Origin of the sequence: Arcobacter denitrificans (SeqCode) (assembly GCF_048571185.1) — a bacterium.
Lineage (GTDB): Bacteria > Campylobacterota > Campylobacteria > Campylobacterales > Arcobacteraceae > Arcobacter > Arcobacter denitrificans.
Map to the genome: position 1 here is coordinate 901222 of NZ_CP182350.1, position 26567 is coordinate 927788.

25 protein-coding genes are annotated in these 26567 nt (G+C 30.0%); 8 read left to right on the top strand and 17 right to left on the bottom strand.

All coding sequences use genetic code 11. The features are described 5' to 3' along the window. The first annotated feature begins 84 nt into the window (after positions 1-84). Positions 85-894: a DUF5677 domain-containing protein gene (locus ACNI28_RS04490; protein ID WP_419765895.1), complete on the top strand. Its 810-nt coding sequence runs from the start codon at positions 85-87 to the stop codon at positions 892-894. A gap of 610 nt (positions 895-1504) precedes the next feature. Here ACNI28_RS04490 and ACNI28_RS04495 read toward each other — a convergent pair. The 8 genes from ACNI28_RS04495 to ACNI28_RS04530 form a co-directional block, all read right to left on the bottom strand. Further along, the gene (locus ACNI28_RS04495; protein ID WP_419765897.1) at positions 1505-2551 is read right to left on the bottom strand and encodes a GGDEF domain-containing protein; all 1047 of its coding nucleotides are present in this window, start codon (positions 2549-2551) and stop codon (positions 1505-1507) included. A gap of 194 nt (positions 2552-2745) precedes the next feature. Further along, a complete protein-coding gene (locus ACNI28_RS04500; protein WP_419765899.1) occupies positions 2746-3576 on the bottom strand; it encodes an AraC family transcriptional regulator in 831 nt (276 codons plus the stop codon). A 70-nt stretch (positions 3577-3646) separates the two neighbouring features. After that, the gene (locus ACNI28_RS04505) at positions 3647-4576 is read right to left on the bottom strand and encodes a bile acid:sodium symporter family protein (RefSeq protein WP_419765901.1); all 930 of its coding nucleotides are present in this window, start codon (positions 4574-4576) and stop codon (positions 3647-3649) included. A gap of 64 nt (positions 4577-4640) precedes the next feature. Beyond that, positions 4641-5183, bottom strand: coding sequence for a cysteine hydrolase family protein (locus ACNI28_RS04510; RefSeq protein ID WP_419765903.1), 543 nt, complete (start codon positions 5181-5183; stop codon positions 4641-4643). An 11-nt stretch (positions 5184-5194) separates the two neighbouring features. Next, positions 5195-6124: a D-2-hydroxyacid dehydrogenase gene (locus ACNI28_RS04515; protein ID WP_419765905.1), complete on the bottom strand. Its 930-nt coding sequence runs from the start codon at positions 6122-6124 to the stop codon at positions 5195-5197. Continuing rightward, a complete protein-coding gene (locus ACNI28_RS04520) occupies positions 6121-6999 on the bottom strand; it encodes a DMT family transporter (RefSeq protein WP_419765907.1) in 879 nt (292 codons plus the stop codon). The genes ACNI28_RS04515 and ACNI28_RS04520 overlap by 4 nt, the downstream gene beginning before the upstream one ends. Positions 7000-7184: 185 nt before the next feature. Next, a complete protein-coding gene (locus ACNI28_RS04525) occupies positions 7185-7751 on the bottom strand; it encodes a TetR/AcrR family transcriptional regulator (protein WP_419765909.1) in 567 nt (188 codons plus the stop codon). A 1-nt stretch (position 7752) separates the two neighbouring features. Beyond that, positions 7753-8730, bottom strand: coding sequence for a hypothetical protein (locus ACNI28_RS04530; protein WP_419765911.1), 978 nt, complete (start codon positions 8728-8730; stop codon positions 7753-7755). Positions 8731-8903: 173 nt separating this feature from the next. Between ACNI28_RS04530 and prpB the strand changes: the two genes are divergently transcribed. The 5 genes from prpB (at position 8904) to ung (ending at position 15711) form a co-directional block, all read left to right on the top strand. After that, a complete protein-coding gene (gene prpB, locus ACNI28_RS04535) occupies positions 8904-9788 on the top strand; it encodes a methylisocitrate lyase (RefSeq protein WP_419765913.1) in 885 nt (294 codons plus the stop codon). Between the two features lie 51 nt (positions 9789-9839). Next, entirely contained in the window at positions 9840-10988 is a 1149-nt protein-coding gene (gene prpC / locus ACNI28_RS04540) for a bifunctional 2-methylcitrate synthase/citrate synthase (RefSeq protein WP_419765915.1), read from the top strand. A 103-nt stretch (positions 10989-11091) separates the two neighbouring features. Beyond that, complete coding sequence (gene acnD, locus ACNI28_RS04545) at positions 11092-13683, top strand: Fe/S-dependent 2-methylisocitrate dehydratase AcnD (protein WP_419765917.1); 2592 nt, start codon at positions 11092-11094, stop codon at positions 13681-13683. Between the two features lie 104 nt (positions 13684-13787). Then, positions 13788-14963, top strand: coding sequence for a 2-methylaconitate cis-trans isomerase PrpF (gene prpF / locus ACNI28_RS04550; RefSeq protein WP_419765919.1), 1176 nt, complete (start codon positions 13788-13790; stop codon positions 14961-14963). Between the two features lie 97 nt (positions 14964-15060). Next, positions 15061-15711 (top strand): uracil-DNA glycosylase, encoded by a 651-nt coding sequence (gene ung, locus ACNI28_RS04555; protein ID WP_419765921.1) that lies wholly within the window; start codon positions 15061-15063, stop codon positions 15709-15711. A gap of 20 nt (positions 15712-15731) precedes the next feature. Here the strand turns inward: ung and ACNI28_RS04560 are convergent, their stop codons facing one another. The 7 genes from ACNI28_RS04560 to ACNI28_RS04590 form a co-directional block, all read right to left on the bottom strand. Continuing rightward, positions 15732-16274 (bottom strand): hydrolase, encoded by a 543-nt coding sequence (locus ACNI28_RS04560; protein WP_419765923.1) that lies wholly within the window; start codon positions 16272-16274, stop codon positions 15732-15734. A gap of 64 nt (positions 16275-16338) precedes the next feature. Further along, on the bottom strand, positions 16339-17277 hold the full coding sequence (gene hemC / locus ACNI28_RS04565) for a hydroxymethylbilane synthase (RefSeq protein WP_419765925.1): 939 nt from the start codon (positions 17275-17277) through the stop codon (positions 16339-16341). Next, positions 17277-18122, bottom strand: a complete 846-nt coding sequence (locus ACNI28_RS04570) for a DsbA family protein (protein WP_419765927.1) — start codon at positions 18120-18122, stop codon at positions 17277-17279. The genes hemC and ACNI28_RS04570 overlap by 1 nt, the downstream gene beginning before the upstream one ends. Positions 18123-18138: 16 nt before the next feature. Then, the gene (locus tag ACNI28_RS04575; protein WP_419765929.1) at positions 18139-19953 is read right to left on the bottom strand and encodes a DNA polymerase III subunit gamma/tau; all 1815 of its coding nucleotides are present in this window, start codon (positions 19951-19953) and stop codon (positions 18139-18141) included. Then, entirely contained in the window at positions 19946-20746 is an 801-nt protein-coding gene (murI, locus tag ACNI28_RS04580) for a glutamate racemase (protein WP_419765931.1), read from the bottom strand. The genes ACNI28_RS04575 and murI overlap by 8 nt, the downstream gene beginning before the upstream one ends. Positions 20747-20828: 82 nt before the next feature. Continuing rightward, positions 20829-22040, bottom strand: coding sequence for a sensor histidine kinase (locus ACNI28_RS04585; protein ID WP_419765933.1), 1212 nt, complete (start codon positions 22038-22040; stop codon positions 20829-20831). Further along, positions 22031-23083, bottom strand: coding sequence for an FIST signal transduction protein (locus ACNI28_RS04590; RefSeq protein WP_419765935.1), 1053 nt, complete (start codon positions 23081-23083; stop codon positions 22031-22033). The genes ACNI28_RS04585 and ACNI28_RS04590 overlap by 10 nt, the downstream gene beginning before the upstream one ends. 216 nt (positions 23084-23299) lie before the next feature. On the opposite strand from ACNI28_RS04590, the gene ACNI28_RS04595 reads away from it, so the two are divergent. Continuing rightward, positions 23300-23965, top strand: a complete 666-nt coding sequence (locus ACNI28_RS04595) for a uracil-DNA glycosylase family protein (protein WP_419765937.1) — start codon at positions 23300-23302, stop codon at positions 23963-23965. Here the strand turns inward: ACNI28_RS04595 and ACNI28_RS04600 are convergent. Next, on the bottom strand, positions 23957-24535 hold the full coding sequence (locus ACNI28_RS04600; protein ID WP_419765939.1) for a hypothetical protein: 579 nt from the start codon (positions 24533-24535) through the stop codon (positions 23957-23959). The genes ACNI28_RS04595 and ACNI28_RS04600 overlap by 9 nt on opposite strands. 84 nt (positions 24536-24619) lie before the next feature. Between ACNI28_RS04600 and ACNI28_RS04605 the strand changes: the two genes are divergently transcribed. Then, positions 24620-24802, top strand: coding sequence for a type II toxin-antitoxin system CcdA family antitoxin (locus ACNI28_RS04605; protein WP_419765941.1), 183 nt, complete (start codon positions 24620-24622; stop codon positions 24800-24802). A 307-nt stretch (positions 24803-25109) separates the two neighbouring features. Here the strand turns inward: ACNI28_RS04605 and ACNI28_RS04610 are convergent, their stop codons facing one another. Further along, complete coding sequence (locus tag ACNI28_RS04610; RefSeq protein ID WP_419765942.1) at positions 25110-26468, bottom strand: hypothetical protein; 1359 nt, start codon at positions 26466-26468, stop codon at positions 25110-25112. Positions 26469-26567: the final 99 nt, after the last annotated feature.

Sequence of the window (26567 nt, forward strand, 5' to 3'; positions counted from 1 at the left end):
TAGGGGTGTATGAAAGAGTATTACATTATGATTTTAAGAGTATTTTATATAAAATATTTATTAATTAATAATTAGGGTAGATATATGGAATCAAAAACTTACCAAACAATAGAAACATATAAAGAAGTTGTAGATAGTTTATATGCCATAAGTGGAATAATTTTATATTGCTTTGCAAAACATAATTGTAATACAAAAAATATAATCATCCGTAATTTTATAGCTCGTTCATCAATCTCTTTGAAAAGTATTCTCACATTATGGGATATGAATGACTTTCAAAGTGCATGGATTATATATCGTTCAATGATAGATAGAATGTTTCACTTACATGATATTGGGGAAAAAGATAAATTTACAGAATTTGATGATTGGTCATTTTTTGAAAAATATAAATCACATAATAAACTTAAAAGTGATAATAAATTCAAACATAATGTTGTTGGCGAGATATATGAATTAAGTATAGAACAAAAGAATCGAATTAAAAAACTTGAAAAAGAAAAACCTCAATGGGGAAGACCTAAAGCTGAAAATGTAGCAAAAGAAATGGGTATGATGTTTCTGTATAATTACGGTTATGATCCTGCATCAACTCATGTTCATCCTATGTCAGATGACGGTCTTCAGGACTTTCATACAATAACTAAATTAGAATCTTATCCAGAATCTCAATCTGATATATCTGTAGTTCATAATAGTATTATTAGTTCATCAATGATATTACAAGATGCTCTCAATTATAGTTCATTTCAATGGCGCCATATACTTTTTGATTACATAGATGAAGTTAGAGATCTATTAAAAGATGGTAATAAATCATATCAATTATCTTTTTTAAAACTTATGAATTTAATAAAAAACGAATCCTTATGCAAAGCAAATGAGTCTTAAATAATGAAATTATCAACAAGATATTAATTTATTTTATTCTCATAAACACCTAAAGGTCTCCGCTTCTTTTGCTTTGTGTGGACAAAGTAAACAAAACCACCAACAGAGTTTCAAAGCCCTTTGGGTTCCCTCACTTATTATTTTTATCTTTTCTGCTTGGCAAAACTCGTTTATTAAAACTTCCGTTTAGGAACTTTTAAACACTTAAACAGTTGCCAATCTTGTTTAGAAAAGAGAAAAAGAAACGCTCGGCTTTTGCAAATGTTGGAGATAAAAGGTGGGATAAGGACATTTGCATTTTTGATTTGTTTAGATTCCAAATTTTTACTTATTTAAATTTACAAATGATAGTTTGAACTGTAGGGATTTTTTTCTGCCTTTGATGAAGCTAAAATTTTAGGCTTTTTTTTCGGGGAACAGTGAGGACTGTTTGAGTAAATAATGACCTAAATGGTCATTATTTAGGAGTTCCGCAACGCAGAAAAAAAAGACTGAAATTTTAGGAAGCTTTGCCTTCATCAACTCGGCAGTTGCTTTCTTTGTTACTTTCTTTTCAACAAAAGAAAGTAAAGGGCGAAGACCGTCAGGTGTTCATGGGAGAAAGAAAATATTATAACACTACTACTTTATTTCTCCCCTCTTCTTTAGCTTTATATAAAGCCTTATCTGCCCTTGATATTAGACTTTTTATCGTGTCACCTTCACAATAAAGAGTGATACCAAAACTTGCTGTTTTTTGACCTATGATAGAAAAACTATTACTTTCAATTGCATATCTTAGTTCTTCCGCAAGTTTTTTTATACCTTCTATATTTGTTTGGGGACAAATAATCACAAACTCTTCTCCACCCCAACGTCCAACTATATCAGTTACTCTTGTTTTTGTTTTTAGTATGCTTGCAAACTCTTCAAGTACTTTATCTCCTACATTATGCCCATGTGTATCATTAGTAGATTTAAAATAATCAATATCTAATATAATCACTCCAAAAATATGTTTAAATCTACTTGCTCTTTTAATTTCAGTCTCTAAAGAATCATTGAGTTTTGTACGGTTGAGAAGCTTAGTTAAGCCATCTGTAGAGGCTAGCTTTTCAAGTTTTTTATTTGATATTTCAAGTTCTTTAGTTCGCTCTTTAACAATATTTTCCAACTCTTCATTTATACTCTTAAACCTCATGATTTCATAATACCTATAAAAATAAAGAAGATAAGATACCATCAAATAAGCTACACAAAAAAATAAAAATGAATATTTATTATAAGGAAATGAAAAAAGTGTAAATATTGATATTAAGATACTAAGTAACACTATAGACCATAGTATCCCTTCTTTAGGACCTCGTATAGAAAATGACGCGATGGGATAAAGTAAGATAAAAAACATATTATTAATCTCTTGATTTCCATCTACAAATCCAATAATAAATAAAAAACTAATAATAATCATAAAAAATCTTGAATTATATATATATTTATTAGTTTTCTTAGTATTAATAAATATATATACCATTAGTACTGAAAAAACATTTAATGTAATTGCTAAGTAGTCTATACCTATTTGGTAATATAGTGGTGATAATAATACAGAAGTTACAAATCCTATAAGAAGATATTTTTTTAGAAGCTCATTTCTATATTTGTGTTGGTCAAACAAATTATTTCCTAATATAAATTTCCACAAAATTAAATTAGTTTATCAAAATAAATATAAATGTATTTAAAACTCAGAGGAGATTTAGATTTATGAATATTTTAGATTATCAAATTTATCGCAATTTGCGACTTGTTTGATATATTTATTCTACAAAAAAATAGAAAGAAAATATTTAAGTTTTAATGAGACTATAATTAGTAAACCAAAGGAATATAAATCTCTGTCCTTAGATCTTCTTTATTACAAGTAATTGGATTCTTATTCAAATACTTTTCAACTATAGGCAAATCTCTTAATTCAGCACCACTTTGGACAATCCAATCAGACACTCCATCATAAGTATTTATCAACTCTTTATAGTCACCCTTATGTAAAAACATTCCATACTTTCCACCATCTATTATTTTACTTTGAATCTCACCTTTAGGTTGAATTGTTTTATCAAGCCAAGAAACACATGCATCGTATCTTAGTTTATCCGATTGCGTTACATGAGGATTGTCATGCCCTATTCCAAACATCATTACATCATCTCTTATAAAGTACTCTGTACCCACAAAACCTATAAGAGTTTCCCACGCTTCAATACTACATTTTGTATATTCACCTGTTTTTCTCACATACAAAATCTCTATATCTTCAAGCTCTACTATTTTTGGCTCTAACATCTTATTTCCTCTTTTTAATTTTGCATTTTTAGCAAACTCTTTAGGAGTTAAGCCAAAATGCTTTTTAAAAGCTTTTGAAAAAGAGGCATTAGTTTTATAGCCACTGTTCATGGCTATTTGAGTGATTTTTTGATTTGTCATAAACTGTAAAGTTGTACTTTGCAATCTTACTCTTCTAATATACTCACCAATACTTTCACCAACTATTGATTTAAAAATACGGTGAAAATGGTATTTAGAAAAGCTGGCAACCTTTGATAACTCATCAAGAGTTAAATCACTGTTATAGTTTTGTTCAATATATAATATAACGCTACATACACTTTGAACATAATCATCTTTTATACTATTACTCATCTGCTCTCTTTCAAACTCTTTTGTAGGGGAATTGTATTAAGATTTAAAAATTAAAACTACTCTTAGATTGCTATTTTGAGTTATTGATTTTTCCCTCTTCCTGTTTTGCCCAAATACCCGCAAGAATAGAACCTGAAATATTATGCCAAATACTAAATATAGCCCCAGGAAGTGCACTTAATGCTGTGAAATATTTCATAGCCAAAACAACAGCTAAGCCTGAGTTTTGCATACCTACTTCTATGGCAACTGTTTTACATACAGTTTTATCATATCCAAACATTTTTGCAAAATAATATCCAATAATTAGTCCTAAAAAATTGTGACAAGCTATTGCTAACATCAAAGATATTGCAATAGTAGAGATTTTACTTTCATTTAGTCCTATAATAATACCTATGATAAATACAATTGAGATTATTGATAATAAAGCAAATACATCATGTCTTTTCTCAATATATTTATTAAAAAAGTGATTTAAAAATAGCCCAATAACAACAGGTATAAATACTATTTTCAAAATACTAAATAACATACTAAGAGCTGGGACAGGAACCGTTTGTCCTACATAAAGAAGTGTTAAATATGGAGTTACAACTATAGATAAAAGTGTTGAAACTATAGTCATAGTAATAGAAAGTGCCACATCAGCTTTTGCTAAAAAAGCTATTACATTTGAAGCTGTTCCTCCAGAAACTGCTCCAACTAAAACCATTCCTACCAATAATTCATCAGATAAACTAAACACTTTAGATACTAAAAAAGCAAATAAAGGCATAAACAAAAACTGCAATACTACAGTCAAGGCAATGATTTTTGGTCTTTTGAAAACCCTTTTAAAATCATCAAGCTTTAGTGTGATTCCCATACAAAACATAATAAGAATCAAAAGAGGAATAATCCATGATTTAAAACCAACTACTAAACTTGGTTGTAAATAAGCAAGAAATGAAAATAGTATTGCCCATAAAGGAAATAGTATAGAAAAAAATTTTATCATAAGCTATCCAATATTTTTTCTTATTCTACAAAAATAGGTTTAAATTTACTTGTATAATAAGATGTTATTTCCATACCTCATCTACACTAACAATCTTAGCAAATACACTACTAAGTGCTGACATAAAAGAACTGTGCACATCTTCTGCTTTTATCTGTTTTCCAGCAAACTCTAAATCTTTAGTTGTACAAGCATCAGAAATAAGTGTACAATCATAACCCAAATCAAAAGCGGCACGGGTAGTTGAGTCTACACACATATGACTCATCATGCCACAGATGACTAGCTCTTTTATATTTTGTTTTTCTAACTCTGATTCTAAATTAGTTTGTAAAAAACTATTTGGAAAGTTTTTTTCTATGATGATTTCATCTTCCTTGGGTTTTACATTTTCATGTATCTCTACACCTTTTGTATTTGGCAGAAAAAATGTTGCACCATCTTTGATATTTATATGCTGTATATGAAATATTGGCATATCTTTTTGTCTGAAATACTCTAATACTTTTTTTGCTTTTAAACTAGCTTCAATAGGATTAACCAACTCACAAGCCCCACCTTCAAAATAATCATTTTGAATATCTATAATTATCAATGCTTTACTCATCTTTTATCCCTTTATTTATCTAAAAAATCTCTTATATTTTGTGCTACTTTACCTATAAGCCTATTTCTAGATTCACTTGAACCCCAACCAATATGCGGAGTTAAAAGTAGTCTTTCTTTATTTTTTACTTTTAACAGTGGATTTGTACTCTCAATTGGCTCTTTTGAAACCACATCAATCCCACAATAAATCTCTTTTTCATCTATTAGTTTGGCTAAATCATCTTCATTTATAATTCCACCACGACCTAAGTTTAAAAGAATCGCACCCTCTTTTATATTTTGCATATTTTCATATGTCAATAGGTTTCTTGTATCATCATTTAATGGGCAATGAATACTTATGATGTCTGAGGTTTGAAGCAACTCATCTAGTTCAACCCTTTTGTAGTCTGAGTTAGAGTTTCTTCCGCTAGTTGAATAATAAACAACTTCACAATCAAAAGCTTGGGCTTTTTTTGCTAAACTTGCCCCAATATTACCAAAACCAATAACACCCACTCTCATATTATCTAACTCATAAAATATCTCATCTATATGAGTAAAAGCAGGTGATTTTTCCCACTCACCATTATCAACATATGTTTTATAATAATTTAGTTTTTGAACAAAATAAAATATCATGGCAAAAGCAACTTGAACCACACTTGATGTAGAATAATCAGCCACATTTTTCACCACTATATTTTTAGTTTTTGCATACTCCAAATCTATATTATCTGTTCCAGTTGCAGTGATGCAAATAAGTTTTATAGAAGAATCATCCATTTGCTCTTTTTCTAAAACCACTTTATTGGTAATTACTATATCTGCATCTTTTACTCTTTGCTTAGTTTCATCAGCACTTGTTTTATCATAAGATACTAACTCTCCAAACTCTTTAAAAATATCTATATTTATATCTGCCCCTAAGGTTGCTCTATCTAATATCACAATTTTCATCTCGTAGTTCCTTTCTTTTTATTAATTAATGTTATTCCAATTATTATAGTAATAATTCCTATGATTTCACTAAATTCTATTTTGTAATCTAATAAAAAATATGAAACAATCGCAGCACTTACTGGTACCAAATAAAATATCGAAGAGACCTTTGAAACTTCTCCATTTTTTATCATAATATATAACAGTGACAAGGCACCAATACTAACCCCTACAGCCATATAAAGTAAGGCAATAGTAAAATCACTATTCCAAGTTATATATACATCTTCAAAAAACAAAAATGGCAAAACTAAAATCGTCGAACTCAATGTCTGTATCGCACCACCTGAGAATAAGTTCATGCTAGTACAATATTTTTTCTGATATAAACTTCCAAAACTAAGCCCCAATAAACCAACAACAGACCATAAAACTCCTATAATAGAATCAAATGATGTATCAAGTTTTGAAATAACTACAAACCCTACTCCTACAAATCCTACAACTAAGCCAAACCAGACTCTTTTATTTATCTCTTCATCTAAAAACTTCTGAGCTAAGAAGGTCACAATAATTGGTTGTAAAGCTATAATCAAGGCGTTTAAAGAACCTGATACTCCATAAGATATTGATAAAAAAACACCTATAGAGAAGGTTCCAACTGTTAAACTTCCAGCAAGGGCTATTTGAAAAAACTCTTTTTTACTCTTTGGAACTGGTACTTTTAAAACATATGCAATAAAAAGCAAAATCCAAAAAGCTATAAAAAATCGTATAGCTAAAAATGCCATAGGTGAAGAGTTTTCTAAACCATACTGAGTGAAAATAAATCCACTTCCATATAAAAATATAAAACCAAAAGGCAAAATAGATTTTTGTATATACCAACTCATGATAATTCCTTTTAAATATTTTGGCTAAAGCTCATAACAATCAATGTAACAAACGATGAACATAAAATAATTACCCCAATAACTTGTGACATTTGCTATCCTTTCATTTGAAATTTTATCTCTTGACTATATGGTCAAGTAAAAGTATAGCAAAGTCTTGACTAATTAGTCAAGACTTTTAAAATTTATTTTTTGATTGTACTTAAAAAAAGTTCAAGTTGAGAGATACAAGTTTGAAAATAGCTTCCATCTTGTGATTTTTTAGCAGTTCCTAAACACCCTTCAATAGAGGCTACTATATACATAGAGAGAGCTTTTGTGTCATCATGTTTGATTTCATCTTTAGCTATTGCTTTATCTAAAACTTTTTCAATAATATTTTCAAATTTTGTATAAACAACTTCTAAAGCATGTTTAAAGTCTTCGTCTATTGGTGATAATTCTTGCATAAGATTGTTAAGTTTACAGCCACAAGTAAAATCAAAACTGTTTCTATTTTTAATTAGTTTCATCAACTCATCACAAATATTTTTTTCATACTTTAACAAAACCCCATATTTATCTACTATATATGAGTTAACTCTTTCATTAACTACTGCAAGTCCCAATTCTTTTTTTGATTTAAAGAAGTGATACATAGTACCTTTATTCATATTGGCTTTTTTTAAAATCTTATCAACTGAAGTTGCGGCATATCCATTGTGATATATCTCCTCAAAAGCTACATCTAAAAGTTTTTCTTTACTACTCATATTAGTTTCTTCTTTGTCCTAGTTTTGGTTCACTTACCTCTTTTTGTAAGTCCACACTTAAGTTATTGTAAAACAGCTCACCATAATCTGTCATTCTATTTATTGTTTCATATGCTTGTTTTATATCATTGCTATACTTTAATGCATCTTGAAGAATCTTTATAATTTTAACTGACTCCAAAAAGTTAACGTGACTTGGAGCTTCAATAGGTGAAGAGTAATACTTATGCATTCGCTCAACTAAATTCTTATTTCTTATTTCAATAAAAACAGATTCAATAGGTGATTTAAAAAATAGTACCTTTTGTTTTACATTGATTGAGATATACGTTGTCTCCATCCCATATATTTTCCTAGAAAAGGAGTCAAATAAAAACAGCTTTTTATTATAGTTGTTATTAAATAATTCATAAATAAGCTCCAATATTTTTATCTTTTCTTCTTTTGTATAAAAGTTCCCAATACTAGCAAAACAAAATGAGAGTATAGATTTTATAGAATACCACTCAGTTGTATCATAGTCATATCTAAGCATTTGGGTAATTCTACTTTGTTTTAACTCCTCAATTTCTGAACTTGTTTGTGTTCTATATATTCTTTTTACTGCTGTATCTCTATACATGGGTCCAGGAAATTGTGCTTGGATTACAAATCTTCTATTTGCTTCCATCTCCATAATATATTTAAGTCTTCCATAATAATCTTCATCTATAATTCTTACTTCTTTTTGAGGAATTTGAGTTATTGATTTAATAAACTCTTCATCATTGCAGGCCTCTTCCCAGATATAATCTGGATATCTAAAGAGTGTACAAATTTTATCTTTGACATTTATTGATGGCTCCACATCTGTAATTCTATCTACCCATGAAGTTACTGTTCTTCTATCTTTTTGGATTAATGAGGCAAATTTTGATATACTTAAATTTGACCTTTTATATATCTCTATTACTTTATCTATGCTTGTTTTATAAGACATCTCTATTCCTATCTGTTTTCTAAATTCATATTGTACCATTATTATACATAAAAACAAATATTGTACATAAATCTAAATTAAGTCTAAAAATTGTATTTTTCAATTCAACTATTATACAATACATAAGCATCACTATCATGTATACTATATTTACTAAAATTTAAAGGATATACATGAGCGCAGGAAAAAAATTTAGAGAAGCACTTAAGGAAGAAACTCCTTTACAAATTGTAGGAACTATTAATGCTTACCAAGCATTACAAGCTACAAAAGTAGGATATAAAGCTATTTATCTTTCAGGTGGTGGTATTGCAAACGCATCTTATGGTTTACCAGATTTAGGTATGACTATGATTGAAGATGTTTGTATTGATATTAGAAGAGTTACTTCTATTTGTGATACACCATTAATCGTTGATGCTGATACAGGTTGGGGACATGCATTTAACGTGGCTAGAACTGTTAAAGAATTTATCAGATCTGGTGCTGCTGGACTTCATATTGAAGATCAAGTTGCTGCAAAAAGATGTGGACATAGACCAAACAAAGAACTAGTTACAACAGAAGAAATGTGTGACAGAATTAGAGCTGCAGTTGATGCTAAAATGCAATTAGACCCAGACTTTTATATCATCGCTAGAACTGATGCACATGCATCTGAAGGTCAAGATGCTGCAGTAGCTAGAGCAAAAGCTTATGTTGAAGCTGGAGCTGATGCAATTTTTGCAGAAGCTGTACATACATTAAAAGAGTATAAAGAGTTTTGTGAGCAAATGTCTGTACCTGTATTAGCAAACATTACTGAGTTTGGGGCAACTCCAATGTTTACTACTGAAGAATTAGGTTCAGTTGGTATTGAAATGGTTCTTTATCCATTATCAGCATTTAGAGCAATGAACAAAGCTGCTTTACATGTATATCAAGAATTAAGAGATAAAGGTACTCAAGAAAGTACACTAGATACTATGCAAACAAGAATGGAGCTTTACGATATGTTAGGTTACCATGATTATGAAAATAAAATGGACGCACTATTTTCAAAAGGTAAAGCTAAATAATTTTAGCTTTACAAAAAACATAAATATTTATTAATTACAAAAGGAGACAATATGAGCACTACAACTACAGGATTTAAACCAAAAAAATCAGTTGCATTATCGGGACATTCAGCAGGAAATACAGCAATCTGTACTGTTGGTAAATCAGGAAATGATTTACACTATAGAGGTTATGATATTTTAGAATTTGCAGACAAGTCAGAATTCGAAGAAATTGCACATTTAATTGTTTATGGTAAATTACCAACTCAAGCAGAATTAGATGCATATAAAACAAAACTTCAAGGTTTAAGAGACCTTCCAGATGGTGTTAAAATCGCCTTAGAGCAACTACCAAAAACTTCTCACCCAATGGATGTTATGAGAACAGGTTGTTCAGTTCTTGGAGCAATTATGAGTGAAGATGAGTCTCATCCAAAAGATGAAGCTCAAGCTATTGTTGATAAATTAATGGCATCATTTGGTTCAATGTTATGTTACTGGTACCACTATGCATACAATGGAAAAAGAATTGATGTTGTAACTGATGATGAAACAGTAGGTGGTCACTTCTTACACTTATTACATGGTGAAAAACCAAGAGAATCTTGGGTAAAAGCTATGCATACATCTTTAATCCTTTATGCTGAGCATGAGTTTAATGCATCTACATTTACAGGAAGAGTAATTGCTGGAACTAATTCAGATATGTTCTCTTGTATTACTGGTTCAATTGGAGCATTAAGAGGTCCTAAACATGGTGGAGCTAATGAAGTTGCATTCTACATTCAAGAAAGATACTCTTCAGCTGATGAAGCAGAGAAAGATATTTTAGAAAGAATGGCAAGAAAAGAGATTATTATAGGATTTGGACACCCAGTTTATACTTCATGTGATCCAAGAAACGTAGTAATTAAAAAAGTTGCTGAAGATTTATCAAAAGAAAACAACAACACATTAATGTATGATGTTGCTGAAAGAATTGAAACAATCATGTGGGATAACAAAAAAATGTTCCCTAACCTTGACTGGTTCTCAGCTGTTTCATATAACCAAATGGGAATTCCAACAGATATGTTTACTCCAATCTTCATTATCTCAAGAGTTACTGGATGGGGAGCACACGTAATTGAACAAAGAGAAGATGGAAAAATTATTAGACCTTCTGCTACTTATACAGGTCCTGAAGATTTAAAATTCGTTCCTATTGAAGAAAGATAAGAACTTATACACTAAAGAATATTCTAGTGCCACCCTTGGCAAACACTATAAGGATGAGCCTTTACGCTCATCCTTTTAAATACAAACTAAATGGATATAAAATATGACAAATGATAAATATCTTAAGAAGTTAGAGGGTTTTGATACAAGCTTTTATGATGTAAAAGCAGCTGTTGAAGATATCACTCCTGGTTCTTTTGAAAAACTTAACTATACATCAAGAGTATTAGCAGAAAACCTAATTAGAAAGTGTCCAAGTGAAGATTTAAAAGACTCACTTATACAACTTATTGAAAAAAGAACAGACAAAGATTTCCCTTGGTTTCCTTCAAGAGTTATCTGTCATGATATCTTAGGTTTAACTGCATTTGTTGACCTTGCAGGTCTAAGAGAAGCAGTTGCTTCAAAAGGTGGAAATCCTGATAAAGTTAACCCAGTAGTTCCTACTCAACTTATCGTTGACCACTCACTAGCAGTTGAGTGTGGAGGGTTTGATCCAGATGCATTCCAAAAAAATAGAGATATTGAAGATAGAAGAAATGCAGATAGATTCCACTTTATTAACTGGACTAAAGAAGCATTTAACAATGTAGATGTTATTCCTCCAGGTAATGGAATTATGCACCAAATCAACTTAGAAAAAATGTCTCCAGTTGTACATAACATAGATGGTATTGCGTCTCCTGACACATTAGTAGGAACTGATTCACATACTCCTCATGTCGATGCACTTGGTGTTATTGCTGTAGGTGTTGGTGGATTAGAAGCTGAAAATGTAATGCTAGGAAATCCATCTTATATGAGAGTTCCTGAAATTATTGGTGTTGAAATTATTGGTGATAGAGCAGAAGGTATAACTGCAACTGATATTGCACTTGCTATGACTTCATTTTTAAGAGAAAACAATGTTATCTCTGCATATTTAGAATTCTTTGGTTATGGTATTAAACACTTAAACTTAGGGGATAGAGCTACAATTGCTAATATGACTCCTGAGTATGGTGCAAGTGCTGGTATGTTTGCTATTGATGAACAAACTATTGATTATTTAACAGTAACAGGTAGAGACCCAGAACAAGTTAAACTTGTAGAAGCTTATGCAAAAGCAAATGGATTATGGGCTGACCAAACTGGAAATGCTACATATGCTAGAACTATCCAATTTGATTTATCAAAAGTTACAAGATCTTTAGCAGGTCCTTCTAAACCTCATAAACTAGTACCAACTTCAACTTTAAAAGATGAAGGTATAGTAAAAGATTGGACACAAGATGGAGATAAAATTCCAGATGGTGGTATCTTAATTGCAGCTATTACTTCATGTACAAATACTTCAAACCCTAGAAACGTTATTGCAGCTGGGTTATTAGCTAAAAAAGCAAATGAACTAGGATTAGAGAGAAAACCATGGGTTAAGTCTTCATTAGCACCAGGATCTAAAGTAATTGAAGTTTATTTAAAAGAGGCTGGATTATTAAGTGAAATGGAAAAATTAGGATTTGGTGTTGTTGGATTTGCATGTACTACTTGTAATGGTATGTCTGGGGCTTTAGATCCAAAAATCCAAGAAGAAGTTGTAGATAGAGATGTTTACACAACTGCTGTTCTTTCTGGAAATAGAAACTTTGATGGAAGAATTCACCCATATGTTAAAGAAGCATTTTTAGCATCACCTGCATTAGTTATTGCATATGCATTAGCTGGTACTATTAGATTTGATATTGAAAATGATGTATTAGGAAAAGATAAAGATGGTAATGACATTAAACTAAAAGATTTATGGCCATCAGATGCAGAAATTAATGCTGTTGAAAAATCTTCAGTAAAACCTGAAATGTATAACAACATTTATGATCCAATGTTTAAAAGAGAATTATTAGACAATGTTAAAATTGACCCGTTCTATAACTGGAATACACAATCAACATATATCAACAAACCTCCTTATTGGGAAGATGAATATATGCAAATGCCTGCGCTTAAAGGTATGAGACCATTAGGTGTTTTTCCTGATAATATCACTACAGACCACTTATCACCTTCAAATGCGATTTTACCTACAAGTGCATCTGGTGAATATTGTTTAAAAATGGGATTACCTGTTGAAGATTTAAACTCTTATGCAACACATAGAGGGGATCATCATACAGCTTCAAGAGCCACTTTAGCAAATCCAAAACTATTTAATGAAATGGTTAAAGATGAAAATGGCGAAACAAAACAAGGTTCTTTAACTAAAATCATGCCAGAGGGTACTGAATCTAGAATGTGGGAAGCTATTGAAACATATACTCAAAGAAAACAACCACTTATAATCATAGCTGGAACTAACTACGGTCAAGGGTCTTCAAGAGACTGGGCTGCAAAAGGTGTTAGACTAGCAGGTGTTGAAGTACTTATTGCTGAATCAATTGAAAGAATCCACAGAACTAACTTAGTTGGAATGGGTGTATTACCATTACAATTCAAAGAGGGTGATACTAGACATACTTATGATATTGATGGGACTGAAACTTTTGATATCGAAGGTGAAATCACTCCTAGATGTGACTTAACTGTAGTTATGACTAGAGCAAATGGTGAAGTTGTTAAATTCCCTGTATTATGTAGACTTGATACTTCTGCTGAAGTTGATGTTTACACAAATGGTGGTATTTTACAAAAATTCGCTAAAGATGTTATTGCATCAAAATAATAAAACAATACAAAAAGGCTATCTTGGCCTTTTTGTATCTTAAAAATATATAGAGAAATCAATAAGATTTTTGTATATATTTTTTAAAATTTAAAGGAAATTCAATGGCTTATAAACCACAATTTAAAGTAAAAGCAACATATATGAGAGGTGGAACTTCAAAGGGTACATTTTTTAATATAGCTAATTTACCTAAAGTTGCTCAAGAAGATGCAAAAAAAAGAGATAAATTACTCCAAAGAATTGTAGGAAGTCCAGATGTTTATAAAAAACAAATGGATGGAATGGGTGGAGCTAGTTCTAGTACATCTAAGGCTATCTTAGTTGGGAAAAGTGATGTTCCTAATCATGATGTAGATTACTATTTTTGCCAAGTTGCTATTGATAAAGATTTTGTAGATATGAGTGGAAACTGTGGAAATTTATCAAGTGCAGTTGGACCTTTTGCTATTGAGCAAGGGTTAGTTGAAAATGTACCTCAAAACGGTGTTTGTTGTGTAAGAATTTGGCAAGCAAATATCAAAAAAACTATTCTTTGTTATGTTACTATGGAAAATGGTATGGTAAAAGAGATGGGCGATTATGAGATAGATGGTGTTGCATTTGCGGCAGAAGAAGTTAAATTAGAGTTTGTTGAACCTGTTGACCCATCAGAAGAGCTATTTCCTACTGGAAACTTAGTAGATGATTTAGAAGTTGAAGGTGTTGGTACTTTTAAAGCTACTATGATTACTGCTGGTATTCCTACTGTATTTGTAAACGCAGATGAAATTGGATACAAAGGTACTGAGTTACAAGGTGATATCAACTCTGATACAGTTGCTTTAGAAAGATTTGAAAAAATCAGAGTAGCAGGTGCCTTAAAAATGGGACTTATTACAGATCCAAAAGAGGCTGAGAGTAGACAACATACTCCAAAGATTGCATTTGTTTCTCCTGCACAAGATTTTATTACTTCAAGTGGTAAGGAAGTAAAGAAAAACGAAATGGATTTACATGTAAGAGCATTATCTATGCAACAACTACACCATGCAATGATGGGAACTGCTTCGGTTGCAATTGGTGTTGCTGCTTGTATTCCTGGAACATTAGTTAACTTAGCAGCTGGTGGAGGAGATAAAGAGACTGTAACTTTTGGTCACCCATCTGGTGCAATAAAAGTAGGTGCAACATTAACTCAAAAAGATGGTAAATATAGTGTTGAAAAAGCAAGTATGAGTAGAAGTGCAAGAATTATCATGGATGGTAGTGTTCATGTTCCAGCAGGAACTATGGACTAATAGTCAAATACTTCAGGCAATCAAGGGGGAAGAGATTAGTCTCTTCCCTTTTTTTATTTTACTTTTGTCATAATACACTTTATTTTAAAGGAGTTGCATGAAAACTTGGGATGAGATTATAAAAAAAGAACAAAAACAAGAGTATTATAAACATTTAAAAACACAGATTGATAAAAAATACAAAACTTCAACTGTCTTTCCTCCTCAAGATAAAATCTTTAATGCCTTTGCAAAAACTCCAATTGATAATCTAAAAGTAATAATCCTAGGACAAGACCCATATCATGGTACGGAACAAGCGCAAGGTCTCTCTTTTTCCACTCCAAAAGAGATAAAAAATCCACCATCTATGCAAAATATATTAAAAGAGATAAAAGAGGATTTGGGTAAAGATTCTTCTTGTCTTGATGGTGATTTAACACCTTGGGCAAAAGATGGAGTACTTCTTTTAAATACTATTTTAACAGTAGAAGAATCAAAGCCAAAATCACATCATAAGTTGGGTTGGGAAATATTTACAGATAATATTATCAAATATATCTCAGCAAACTGTGAAGATATAGTCTTTTTACTTTGGGGAAGTCCAGCCATATCAAAAACAAAACTAATAGATAATAAAAAACATCATATATTAAGCGCTCCACATCCTAGTCCTCTTTCATCTTATAGGGGTTTTTTTGGATGTAAGCATTTTAGTAAAACAAATGAAATATTGGATTCTTTGGGTAAAAAACAGATAAATTGGTAAAACACCCAAAAGGTGTTTTACTACTTAACTAAAGATGAAATACCTTTGAATACTGGATTTTTAGCATTTACAGTTAATTCAAATAAAAGTGACTCGTAAGTTGTTGGAATTACTCCTGCTTGAATAAGTCTTTGTATTGCAGTTTCTTTATCTTTTGCTTTTCTTGAGTTTACACAATCAGTTACAAGTACTGGCTGAAATCCCTCTTCAAGTAAATCAAGTGCTGTTTGTAAAACACAAACATGAGTCTCAATACCAGCTAAAATAACTACTTTTTTACCTGTTGCTTTTATAGCACTCAATCCATCATTATTACCACAACAAGAAAATGTAGTTTTCTCAAAATGTGGATAATCATCAGTCAACTCTCTAAGACTTGGGATTGTTTCTCCAATACCTTTTTTATACTGCTCATTTACAAAGATAGGCACTTCCAAAAGCTTCAATCCTTGGATAAGTGTAATTAAATTTTTTTCTAACTCTTCTTTTTCTGCTATGTGAGGGAAAAGTCTCTCTTGAATATCGACTTGAACAAAAACACAATCTTCTACTTTTATTCTCATTATTATTTCTCCTACTAATAAATTTTTAAATAATACTCAAAATTCGTAACAAAAGTCTAGCATTTTATTGAAAAGCTACTTTTTCAGCTCGGGCTAATAACTCTTTTGCACCTTGGTCAATAAAAGTTTGAGCTAAGGCTTGTCCAGCTGTTTTATAATCATTGATATCAATTACTATGTCTTCTTCAATATATTCACTTCCATCTGGCATACCAACTATTGCTCTTACATCTACTGTGTTTTCATCTAAAATAGTTGCTTTTACTCCAATAGGAACTTGACAACCACCCTCTAAAGTACCTACAAAACTTCTTTCAATAGTTGATTCGATTTCAGCATCTTTATCATGTAAAACAGATAATAACTCTACCAATTCTGGATTGTCTAAAGTCTCTATACCTAAAGTAGCTTGTCCCATAGATGGAACCATATCATCTACAGAAATAGGAGTGAAATATTTTACTTCACCTTCTATTTGAAGTTTTTGAACACCAGTTGCTGCTAAAATAATAGCATCATATTCACCAGCTTTAAGTTTCGCAATTCTTGTATTGATATTTCCTCTTAAATCTCTAAGTTGAATATCTGGTCTTAAAAGTTTCAATTCCAGTCTTCTTCTTAGACTCGTTGTTCCTATTATGGCATCTTTTGGTAGTTCATGGATACTTGCATACTTTTCACTTAAAAAAGCATCTCTTGGATCAAATCTTTTTGTAAGTGCTGCTAGTACAAATCCCTCTTCAAACACTACTGGAACATCCTTTAAAGAGTGTACTGCTATATCAGCTTCTCTGTTTTCTAATGCTATTTCTAACTCTTTTGTAAAAAGTCCCTTACCACCTATTTTTGCTAAAGGAACATCTAAAATCTTATCAGCTTTTGTTGAAAATGTTTTAAGTTCAATAATCATATCTGGATAGTGTTTTAAAAGCTCTGCTTTTATATATTCACTTTGCCAAAGTGCTAATTTACTCTTTCTAGTTGCTATTACGATTTTTTTCATTATTTATCTCCCAAAGTCTCATATTTTAATTTTGTATTATCTTTTTCACCATTTACAAATACTGTTGGTGTTCCTCTTACCATCAACTCTTCACCTATTTTTACATCTTCTAGGATGTTTTTCATAATAGTAGGTTTGTTTAACTCTTCTCTTGTGATTTCTGTTTTAAACTCTTTATTAAAAGCCTTTATTATCTCTTCTTCATCTTTTGAATCAACTTTAAAGTATCTATCCCAATCGATTTGATAGACTTTACTCTCTACATCTTTTATACCTATGTTTTTTGCTATACTCATAGCTTTTACTAAAGTTGCAGATGCAGGATGAACTCTTAATAATGGAAAATGATAATAATATAAAGCAATTGAATCTTTATTTTCATTAACATGTGCTATTACATCGGGAACATAATCCATACAAAATGGGCACAACGGATCTGAAAATACTACAATTTTATCTTTTGCTTTATGATTACCAGCTATTAAACGCTCTTCACTATAATATTTTGTATCAAATTTTGGTTCTAATAAGTCTTTTAAAGATTTTCCAGTTTTTAAATCCAACAAATCAGCTGCAACAACTACACCATTTGAAAAAACTATATCTTTTGCATTTATCTCTTTATCTTTTACTTTTGCTTTTACGTCTATAATATATCCATACCAATTTTCAATTGGCATTTTCATTCTTAATTTTGTATTTATTGTAACATCTTGTATCTCAACTCTAGCGTTATTTGAAAGTCTCTTTTTTTCAAAATCTATAATATCTTTATCAAAATCATTTGCATATAAACCTATTGCAAATATAGAAAAAATCATTAATGCTTTTTTTAAATTTTTCATCTATCTCTCCTTATTTTTATACTTTTGTTTTAACTGTAATTTTTTTGATATCAAATAACTCTTTTGCTTTATTTAACATAGTTGAGTTTAATATATCTTCCATCTGAAGCTCTTTTTGGGAAGGTTTTGCTTGAACTGTGTCATGCATACTTGCCACACAACCTGCCCCCATCTCTACATCTTCGATCATAGAACCTACTTCATCTTGAGTCTCATCTTCTTCTTGTAACTCTAAGTTTATATCATCAATATTTGCTTGTGACTCAACTTTTGGTGGAATTACATCATTTTTTTTTTGCTCTTGTATTTCACCTTTTTTAAACTCTAATTCAATATTTAAACCAAATATATCTTTAGCAAAAGTTTTTATAATCCCAAAGTGTTTATATAAAAACTTTCTATCCTCATCTTGAGCATAAGATACTATTTTTAAAACATTGTTCTCAAAACTTTGAAAAATAAAGTTCTTCTCAAAACATACACCTAAATCATGACTTCTCTCATAAACTTTTTTTGTAAGTTCAGCATATAGTTCAACACTTGGGTCAACTATTTCTTCAATCTTCTCTTCAACTTTAGGTTCTTGTACTCTTGTCTGTTCAATAGTCTTTGGCTCTTCAACAGTACTTGCTACAACTGGCTCAGGCTTTTCTTCTACTTTTGGCTTTTCAACGTGAGCATGTTCTAATACAATCTCTTGATTAAGAGCACTTGTCATTTTACTAGAATGAACTTGATGAGAAGCCTCTTTTACAGGAGAAGATTGCACCTCATCGATTAACTCATCTAAACTCTTTAGGTTTGTAGCTTCACTCATTTTCGATAGGGTCAAAATCAACACAAAAGTTGGATCAGAGTTTAAAGATAATAGATGTTTGGCATCTCCAAGGATTCTAAAAAATCTATCATATAAAAAGATATTAAACTTTGGGTCTTTTCCATAAAGCATTTTATTTTTAAGATATATAGTCATCTCATCACAAACAGAACCAGCCTCATACTCTTCAAGTGTTTCAATTATAGGCGTTATATCTCCACAAGATAAAACTACATCAAAAAGATTATCTAAAAATTCTGGATCAATAAGTCCTAACATATCCACAACAGCACTTGTAGTAACTTTTCCTTTGGCAAAAATAATTGCTTGGTCAAGTAATGTTAATGTATCCCTTAAACTTCCTTGTCCACTTCTTGAGATTATTGCTAAAGCATCCTCTTCAAACTCTATTTTTTCTTCATTTAAAATATGAGTTAGATGGTGCATTACATCTTTGTGAGAGATTTTTTTAAATCTAAAATGTTGTGTTCTACTTAAAATTGTCGCTGGTAGTTTTAGTGGGTCAGTAGTTGCTAAAATAAACTTCACAAAACCAGGGGGTTCTTCAAGTGTTTTTAGAAGTGCATTAAATGCTTGAGTTGTAAGCATATGAACCTCATCGATTATAAACACTTTAAATCTAGCAGAACTAGGTTTGTATTTTGTATGTTCTATCAAGTCTTTTATATCATCAATACCTCTATTACTAGCAGCATCCATCTCTATAATATCTAAGTGACGATTTGTATTAGAACTTACACAGTTTTCACAAACTTCACAAGGCTTTGAAGTAGGACCATTTGAACATAATAAGGCTTTTGCCATAATTCTAGCAGTTGAAGTTTTTCCACTTCCTCTAAGCCCTGAGAACAAATAAGCATGGGATAATCTATTTGAGTCTAAAGCTAAAGATAGTGTTTGAGAGACTGTTCCTTGACCAACTAAATCTTCAAATCTTTTTGGTCTATATTTTAGGGCTAAAACTTTCTTTTGTGAATTTTGATTCTCACTCATTTATATTCCTTACCACTATTTCCCCACCGTTATTGTATGAATTTAATATTTTACTTATCATCTCTAAATTAATATATGAAGTGAAGTATACATTTACTTTCAACTCACCATTATTAAAATGACCACAATTTTTAGATAAATCTTTTAATCTGTTTGCTATTGCATAACCTGTTTCGATTAGATTTATATTTTGTCCCATAATTTTTTTAATTGTATCTTCAACCAAAGGATAATGAGTACAACCTAAAACTAGAGTATCAACTCCATTTTCTTTCATAGGTTTTAGCCAATTTTCCAAAAGTAAGTATGTTTTTTCATCTTCTATTTTACCATTTTCAATTTGTTGAACTAGACCTGGACAAGCTTGTTCATACAAAGTGATATGTGAACTAGAAGTTGATAAAGTATCAACCAACAGTTGGTACTTTTCACCCTTTAGAGTAGCAGGTGTTGCTAAGATTCCTATTTTTTTATTTTTGCTTAAAAGCATAGCTGGTTTTATCCCAGGTTCTGTTCCTACTACTATAAGCTCTGGGAAGTGTTCTCTTAACTCTTTGATTGCAGCTGAAGTTGCTGTATTACAAGCAACTACGAGGGCATCAATATTATGAGTTTTAATCAAATAATTTGCAATATCAAAACTATGTCTCAATATCTGTTCTTTTGATTTTTCCCCATATGGTGCAAACTGTGTATCTGCAATATAAAAAATCTCAGCACCTTTTAAAACTTCTGTTATGGCCTTAACAACTGTCAAACCACCAATACCAGAATCAAATACGCCTACTCTCAATTTATACCTTTTTTATAATAAGCAAATATTCTATCATAAGTTTTTATATAAATTCATTAGTAGAAAAAAAATAAATTTTAGGCTAAATCGTATAGTTAATGTTCAAAGGAAGTTTAATAAAAAACTTAGCTCCATGTTCACTATTTTCAACATCTAAAGTACCACCTAAATGATTGATTACTATATCATAGCTACTATATAGCCCAATACCAGTACCATTGGACTGATGTTTTGTTGTAAAGTATGGATTAAAGACTTTATCTATTATCTCTTCTTTAATTCCTCCTGCATTATCTTCAATAGTTATAATTACATTATTTTCATCTCTATATACAGAATATTTTAGCCATTTTTCTGAACTTTTTTTACTAGATAAAGCTTCCCTTGCATTATTTAAAATTGCAATTATTACTTGAAGGAGTTCTCCTAAAATAAGTTGAAATTTTATAGGCTCTTTTTCCATAGTATCTTCGATGATTTTTATATTTTCAATAGAAAAACTTGTTTCAACCATTTTGAAAGCCATTTTAACTCTATCTTGAACAATTATCTCTTTTTCTCTATGACTCTCTTTTATATAATCCCTAAACTCATCAATAGTATCTGATAAAAAAGTCACATTATTTAATATACTTTCAGCATAATGAAAAAAGTCTTCATCATCTAAAACTTTAAGTTCCTTTTTTATCTTCATACCACTTGCAGCTGTAGAAATAACACTTAAGGGTTGTCGCCATTGGTGAGCAATATTACCTATTAATTCACCCATTTGTGCCATCTTTAATTGCTCAAAAAATTGTTTTTCTTTTTCTTTAGTAAGTTCAACAGCTGTTTTTACTTTAGCTTTTAAGTTTAAAGTCAAATCTTCTAACTCAAGATTTTTCTCTTCTAGTTTTTGCACATTTAGGCAAGAGTTTATACTTATATTTAATTTTTGTCTAAAGCTTTCATAAATAGAAGTAATGAATCCTAAATCAATCTCTTTATCATAAAAAAATACAATCAAACCATTTTCAAGTTTATATAATAAAGCATTTACAGTATCTTCTAAAGAGATGACTATTATCTCATCGTTTTTACTTTTTTTGAATAAATCATTTATATCAAAATCTAGTTTTTTTCCATGATAAACAATAGGCTCTATATTTTCTTTTGTGAGATAAAAACTTCCATAAATAGCATCAGTTTCCATAATAAAAGTTTTTATTACTTCATCTATCATATCTTTTAATTTTAGACTATTACCTATTGAACTATGACATTTGTACGAGATTGAGAGTTGACTTAAAAGCATATACCACCTATTACACAAGTTTTATTTAAAAAATTAATATATTTATTACCTTCATTGGCTATCTCGCCAATAGATATGGCTCCAATAAAAGTAGAAGCATTTGTTTCTTCGAAGATTGTACCCAACTCATCATCAAACTTATCTTCTAAAAAGCTTTTTCTTGTAATACAATCAAAGACAAGTATAAAATCGCAACTATTTTTCAAAGCATCACTTATGGCTTCTCTTGATGCCTCTAATAGACTTTCATTTCTACCTTTTAAAACATTTAAAACGCTGTTGTTTGAGATTTTTCCTACTAAGATTAAGTTATCACCATCAAAAGCAATAGGATCCCTTACAACTTCTTCACCTTTGTACTTTACAATACCAAAGGGATAGTTTTTTGAAACTTCTAAAAAGTTCTCTTTTGTTAAAGATATTCCATAATCCTTTTCAACTATCTCTTTATAGACTTCAAATGCACTTCTGTGATCTATTGTTTTTACAATATTACCCTCTGCTGAAGTTACAACATATGGTCCATCTAAATATTCCCAGCCGTGTTTTACACCTAAGTCAATGCTATTTTTTAAACTAAGCAAAATCGCTGCATCTTTGTAAAGTCCACTATTATCAAAAATAAAAGCATTTGTTTTTTCCTCAAAAGATCCAGCTCCAGCTCCAAGTATATTTGTATGAATATCTACATTATCAAAAAGCTCTTGGATAAAGGGCTCCGTATAAGTAGATAAACCTTCCAATATAGTAATAACTGATTTTATATCTTTAAAATTGTTTTTATCTAAAGAAGTTTTACTAATATCTTTTATAAAGTCTATTTTCATATTATTGTTTATTTCTATAGCAATCATGCCATAGTCATAAACTTTATCTTTAAAAATAATTTGGGGAAATATTCCTCCATAGATTTTAATATCAGAGTTTTTTAAAAGACTTAAATCTACATTTGTTTTTGAAGCAACAAACAATAAGTACTCATTGTGATTATTTTCTTTTATCAATGCTTCAAGTGTTTCAAAGTAATTTGCTATTATTCTCATATTAAACCTTTTAATTTGGTTTTAAAATTTATAAATAATTTTTTTAATGTAACTAATCTTTGATTCTAGCACTTGAAGTTTTAAAGGTCTTATATAAAATAATTTTAATAATTTAATTCAGCAAGTATTAATAATAAATAAAAATCACTTTGCATAAAATTCTTTTTTTAATTTGTTTTTTGTAATAATTGAAGTATCTTATTAAAAGGTAGCTATTTGTTTTATCATTTTCATCCATACGAACCATTCTTAAATCATACAAACAAAAGAATCATTGTAGGAACTTTACCACCTCCTAGATTTTGTAATAAAGAGTTTAAGAAAAATGATGTGGACTTTTGTTATGGTTCAAAGGACAACCTACTTTGGCAAGCCTTTGATAAAATTTTCAATCTAAAATTATCCTTTCAAAATACTACTGAAGAAATAACTAAAAGAAAAGAGTTCCTAATAAAAAATCAAATAGGTATCTGTGATATAGTGGAATCTTGTAAAAGAGAAAAAATAGATGCAAGTGATATTGGCATGAGAGAAGTAATCTTAAGAGATATTTTAGACTATCTAAAAGAGTATAAAAACATCCAAACCATAATCTTCACAGGAGGATTATGTAAAAACTCCCCAGAATACTTCTTTAGACAAGTCCTAAAAAAAGAAAATATTCCCTTAAAACTAATCAGTGAGAATATCCCAAAAAAACATGAATTTATTTATGATAAAAGAAATATCCAAACCATAAGTCTAACTTCCCCATCAAACGCAGCAAATAGAAGTATAGGTGCAAATAAATACTACAAAAAGATGAAAAAAGAGAATCAAAACTACACAAGCTTTGATTTTAGACTTGAGCAGTATGAAAAAGTTTTTAAAGAGTTATGCTAATAACTCTTTTCGAATACCTGCATAACTCTTTAAAGCCAAGCCAACATGCCATCTAAAAACTTTATCAAAGATTTTCCTAGGCACATTTGCTATTTTTAATACCTCTTCCATATCATAATCACCATGATTTTTTTCCACTAATTCAATTATTCGCATAACACCAAACTGAGATTTACTAGGCTTAAAACGACTTTGAAAATAAGTGTCTAACTCTGATTCAAGATTATCAAAAGTCTGCAAAATATCTTTTTGCAAATAAACAGGCTCTTTGCCATGATGCATAAGCTCATCCATAAACTCCTCATAAAAAAAAGAAGCCCCCGCACCTTTAAATCTAACAGCTAGCAAATTAATATTTTCATCTGATTTTATATTTATAGACTCTTCATAGGCATTGATTAATATAGCTTGAAAACTATCCAAAATAAAAAGCTCATCGTGAATAAGAACTTCACACTTTACATTTTGATTGATTAAAACTATCATGCCACCATTTGGTTTTAGTTCGTAGGTATTTGTATTTTGTATTAAATCATATGATTGAATATATTTTTGTAATTTTTTGTGCATGGGAGTATTATAGCATTTGAGATAAAAGAAACAGATAATTTTAAAATTAAAAGATTTTAAGTAGAATATAACAAAGGATTTTCTATGGCAAAAAAATTAATTACACCATCAAAAGACAATCATCTAAAAACCAAACCATTACATCGTAACTTATCAAATAAAGATAAAAGAATCAACTGGGAAAAAGAAAATAAAGAAGCGATTGATGAGTACAACAGATGTGTTGAAAAAGTGGGGTTGATTTTACAACATAGGAGAATGTTTTGATTTAATTAGTTTTCTCTCTTGAAGACCTAAAGGTCTCCGCTTCTTCACTTTTTACCCTTCGGGATTTAGTCACTGCATTCCTGCATGGTGGCAAAAAGTAAAACAAAAAGCCACCCACGGCTTCGAAGCCAAAGGTTCCCTCCCTTATTATTTTTATCTTTTCTGCTTGACTTGTGTTTACACTCTCTTTGAGAAAACTCGTTTATTAAAACTTGCATTTTGTCCATTCTGGAATTTAGTCGTTTCACTCCAGCATGGAACTTTTAAACACTCACTCAGTTGTCAATCTTGTTTAGAAAAGAGAAAACTAAACACTCGGCTTCTGTAGATCTTGGGATTTCTTAGAATATCCCTTAATACATTTATAGGAATTATCAAATACACCTATTCTTTCTCCTGAGAAAACCTTATAGCAATTTATTGAATTTATAACAATATCATCAATTGATTCGTCTTTATAATCAAGTAAATGCAATAAAGTCATATATGATACATAATTCATATATTTTAAATCTTCAAAACCTATAGTATCTCGTTTACCATCATGAACAATTCTTGACCTTTCATCATAATAATCTTTAATTTTTGTTGTTGCTTTTTCAATATCATAAAAATCAAATTCATCTAACTCATACCTATATTTTGAGGCATGTATAGTACCAATGATACCTTTATAAAAATATTCAGTAGGTTTTTTATCCTTTAAACTAAAAAGATTTTCTAATGCTATGCAATATTTTAAAAATGAACTTTCTGCATCTGATTCATTTTGTGCCTCGCCCAGCCAATGAACGAAGTTTTTAATAATTTGTTCTGTTTTACTTTGTCTATTTGCCTTATATAATTCATTTAACGGTTTTAACAAGTTATTATAATAATTCAAATATATTTCTTCTGAAATAGTCTCTAAAGGAGGTACATTTTGCTTATAAGAGGTTGATAAATTCTGTTTACCTGTAATAGTAAACCGTTCATCAATTAGTGATGTGTAATTGTGTTTAAAATTAATATTTTTACTTTCTTTAGTAAAACCACGTTCAGAAGACATAGAAGCAAATAGTCTTAAAACATTTAAAGTATCTTGACAATCTATATTAAATTGCTCTTTTGTTTTTTCAATCTCGCCAAAATATTCACCTACTATTACATATTCATTTTCAAAATTTTTGTTTATTCTTTCTAATCCTTCTTTATAATCAACAGATTGAATGTCATTTTTGATTTTTGAAAAATGATATATCTTATGTTTGCCTATTTCTATAAATTCCATTTCGTCAAAACTAATACCTTTGATTATAATATAATGAGAGTGAGATTTTATTTCAGCATTTAATTTGCTAATTATAACTTCAACAAGTTTTTCATTTTTTGTTTTAAAATCTAAGGATGATAAGATAGCACTCTGAATAGAACTTCTTGATATATTTTTATTGATATATGAAAATTCATAAAATATATCAATAATTGACCATACAAACTTAGTAGTCGATTTAGTATAATAATATTTAATGCCATCAACTTTTATTTCTCTAAATGTAGAACAGATATCTTCTAATTCAATTAAGTTTTTAGAAAAGTGCTTGACCTTATTTAGTATATTTAGTTCAAATTGTAAGGAAGTTAGTTTTTTTCTATTCTCAGTTTTTAAATTTTCAAAAGTAATCATAAACAATAATATCTAAAATAGTTAAAATTCATATTTAGAAAATAGCTTCATAAAGCTAACTATTTTTGTAAAGTTCAAGGAAGTGGGGTAACTTTGTGT

Coding starts and splice junctions, on each gene's coding strand:
- ACNI28_RS04490 (WP_419765895.1), top strand. CDS start 85: ATGGAATCAAAAACTTACCAAACAATAGAAACATATAAAGAAGTTGTA.
- ACNI28_RS04500 (WP_419765899.1), bottom strand. CDS start 3,576: ATGAGTAATAGTATAAAAGATGATTATGTTCAAAGTGTATGTAGCGTT.
- ACNI28_RS04505 (WP_419765901.1), bottom strand. CDS start 4,576: ATGATAAAATTTTTTTCTATACTATTTCCTTTATGGGCAATACTATTT.
- ACNI28_RS04510 (WP_419765903.1), bottom strand. CDS start 5,183: ATGAGTAAAGCATTGATAATTATAGATATTCAAAATGATTATTTTGAA.
- ACNI28_RS04515 (WP_419765905.1), bottom strand. CDS start 6,124: ATGAAAATTGTGATATTAGATAGAGCAACCTTAGGGGCAGATATAAAT.
- ACNI28_RS04520 (WP_419765907.1), bottom strand. CDS start 6,999: ATGAGTTGGTATATACAAAAATCTATTTTGCCTTTTGGTTTTATATTT.
- ACNI28_RS04525 (WP_419765909.1), bottom strand. CDS start 7,751: ATGAGTAGTAAAGAAAAACTTTTAGATGTAGCTTTTGAGGAGATATAT.
- ACNI28_RS04530 (WP_419765911.1), bottom strand. CDS start 8,730: ATGTCTTATAAAACAAGCATAGATAAAGTAATAGAGATATATAAAAGG.
- prpB (WP_419765913.1), top strand. CDS start 8,904: ATGAGCGCAGGAAAAAAATTTAGAGAAGCACTTAAGGAAGAAACTCCT.
- prpC (WP_419765915.1), top strand. CDS start 9,840: ATGAGCACTACAACTACAGGATTTAAACCAAAAAAATCAGTTGCATTA.
- acnD (WP_419765917.1), top strand. CDS start 11,092: ATGACAAATGATAAATATCTTAAGAAGTTAGAGGGTTTTGATACAAGC.
- prpF (WP_419765919.1), top strand. CDS start 13,788: ATGGCTTATAAACCACAATTTAAAGTAAAAGCAACATATATGAGAGGT.
- ung (WP_419765921.1), top strand. CDS start 15,061: ATGAAAACTTGGGATGAGATTATAAAAAAAGAACAAAAACAAGAGTAT.
- ACNI28_RS04560 (WP_419765923.1), bottom strand. CDS start 16,274: ATGAGAATAAAAGTAGAAGATTGTGTTTTTGTTCAAGTCGATATTCAA.
- hemC (WP_419765925.1), bottom strand. CDS start 17,277: ATGAAAAAAATCGTAATAGCAACTAGAAAGAGTAAATTAGCACTTTGG.
- ACNI28_RS04570 (WP_419765927.1), bottom strand. CDS start 18,122: ATGAAAAATTTAAAAAAAGCATTAATGATTTTTTCTATATTTGCAATA.
- ACNI28_RS04575 (WP_419765929.1), bottom strand. CDS start 19,953: ATGAGTGAGAATCAAAATTCACAAAAGAAAGTTTTAGCCCTAAAATAT.
- ACNI28_RS04585 (WP_419765933.1), bottom strand. CDS start 22,040: ATGCTTTTAAGTCAACTCTCAATCTCGTACAAATGTCATAGTTCAATA.
- ACNI28_RS04590 (WP_419765935.1), bottom strand. CDS start 23,083: ATGAGAATAATAGCAAATTACTTTGAAACACTTGAAGCATTGATAAAA.
- ACNI28_RS04600 (WP_419765939.1), bottom strand. CDS start 24,535: ATGCACAAAAAATTACAAAAATATATTCAATCATATGATTTAATACAA.
- ACNI28_RS04605 (WP_419765941.1), top strand. CDS start 24,620: ATGGCAAAAAAATTAATTACACCATCAAAAGACAATCATCTAAAAACC.
- ACNI28_RS04610 (WP_419765942.1), bottom strand. CDS start 26,468: ATGATTACTTTTGAAAATTTAAAAACTGAGAATAGAAAAAAACTAACT.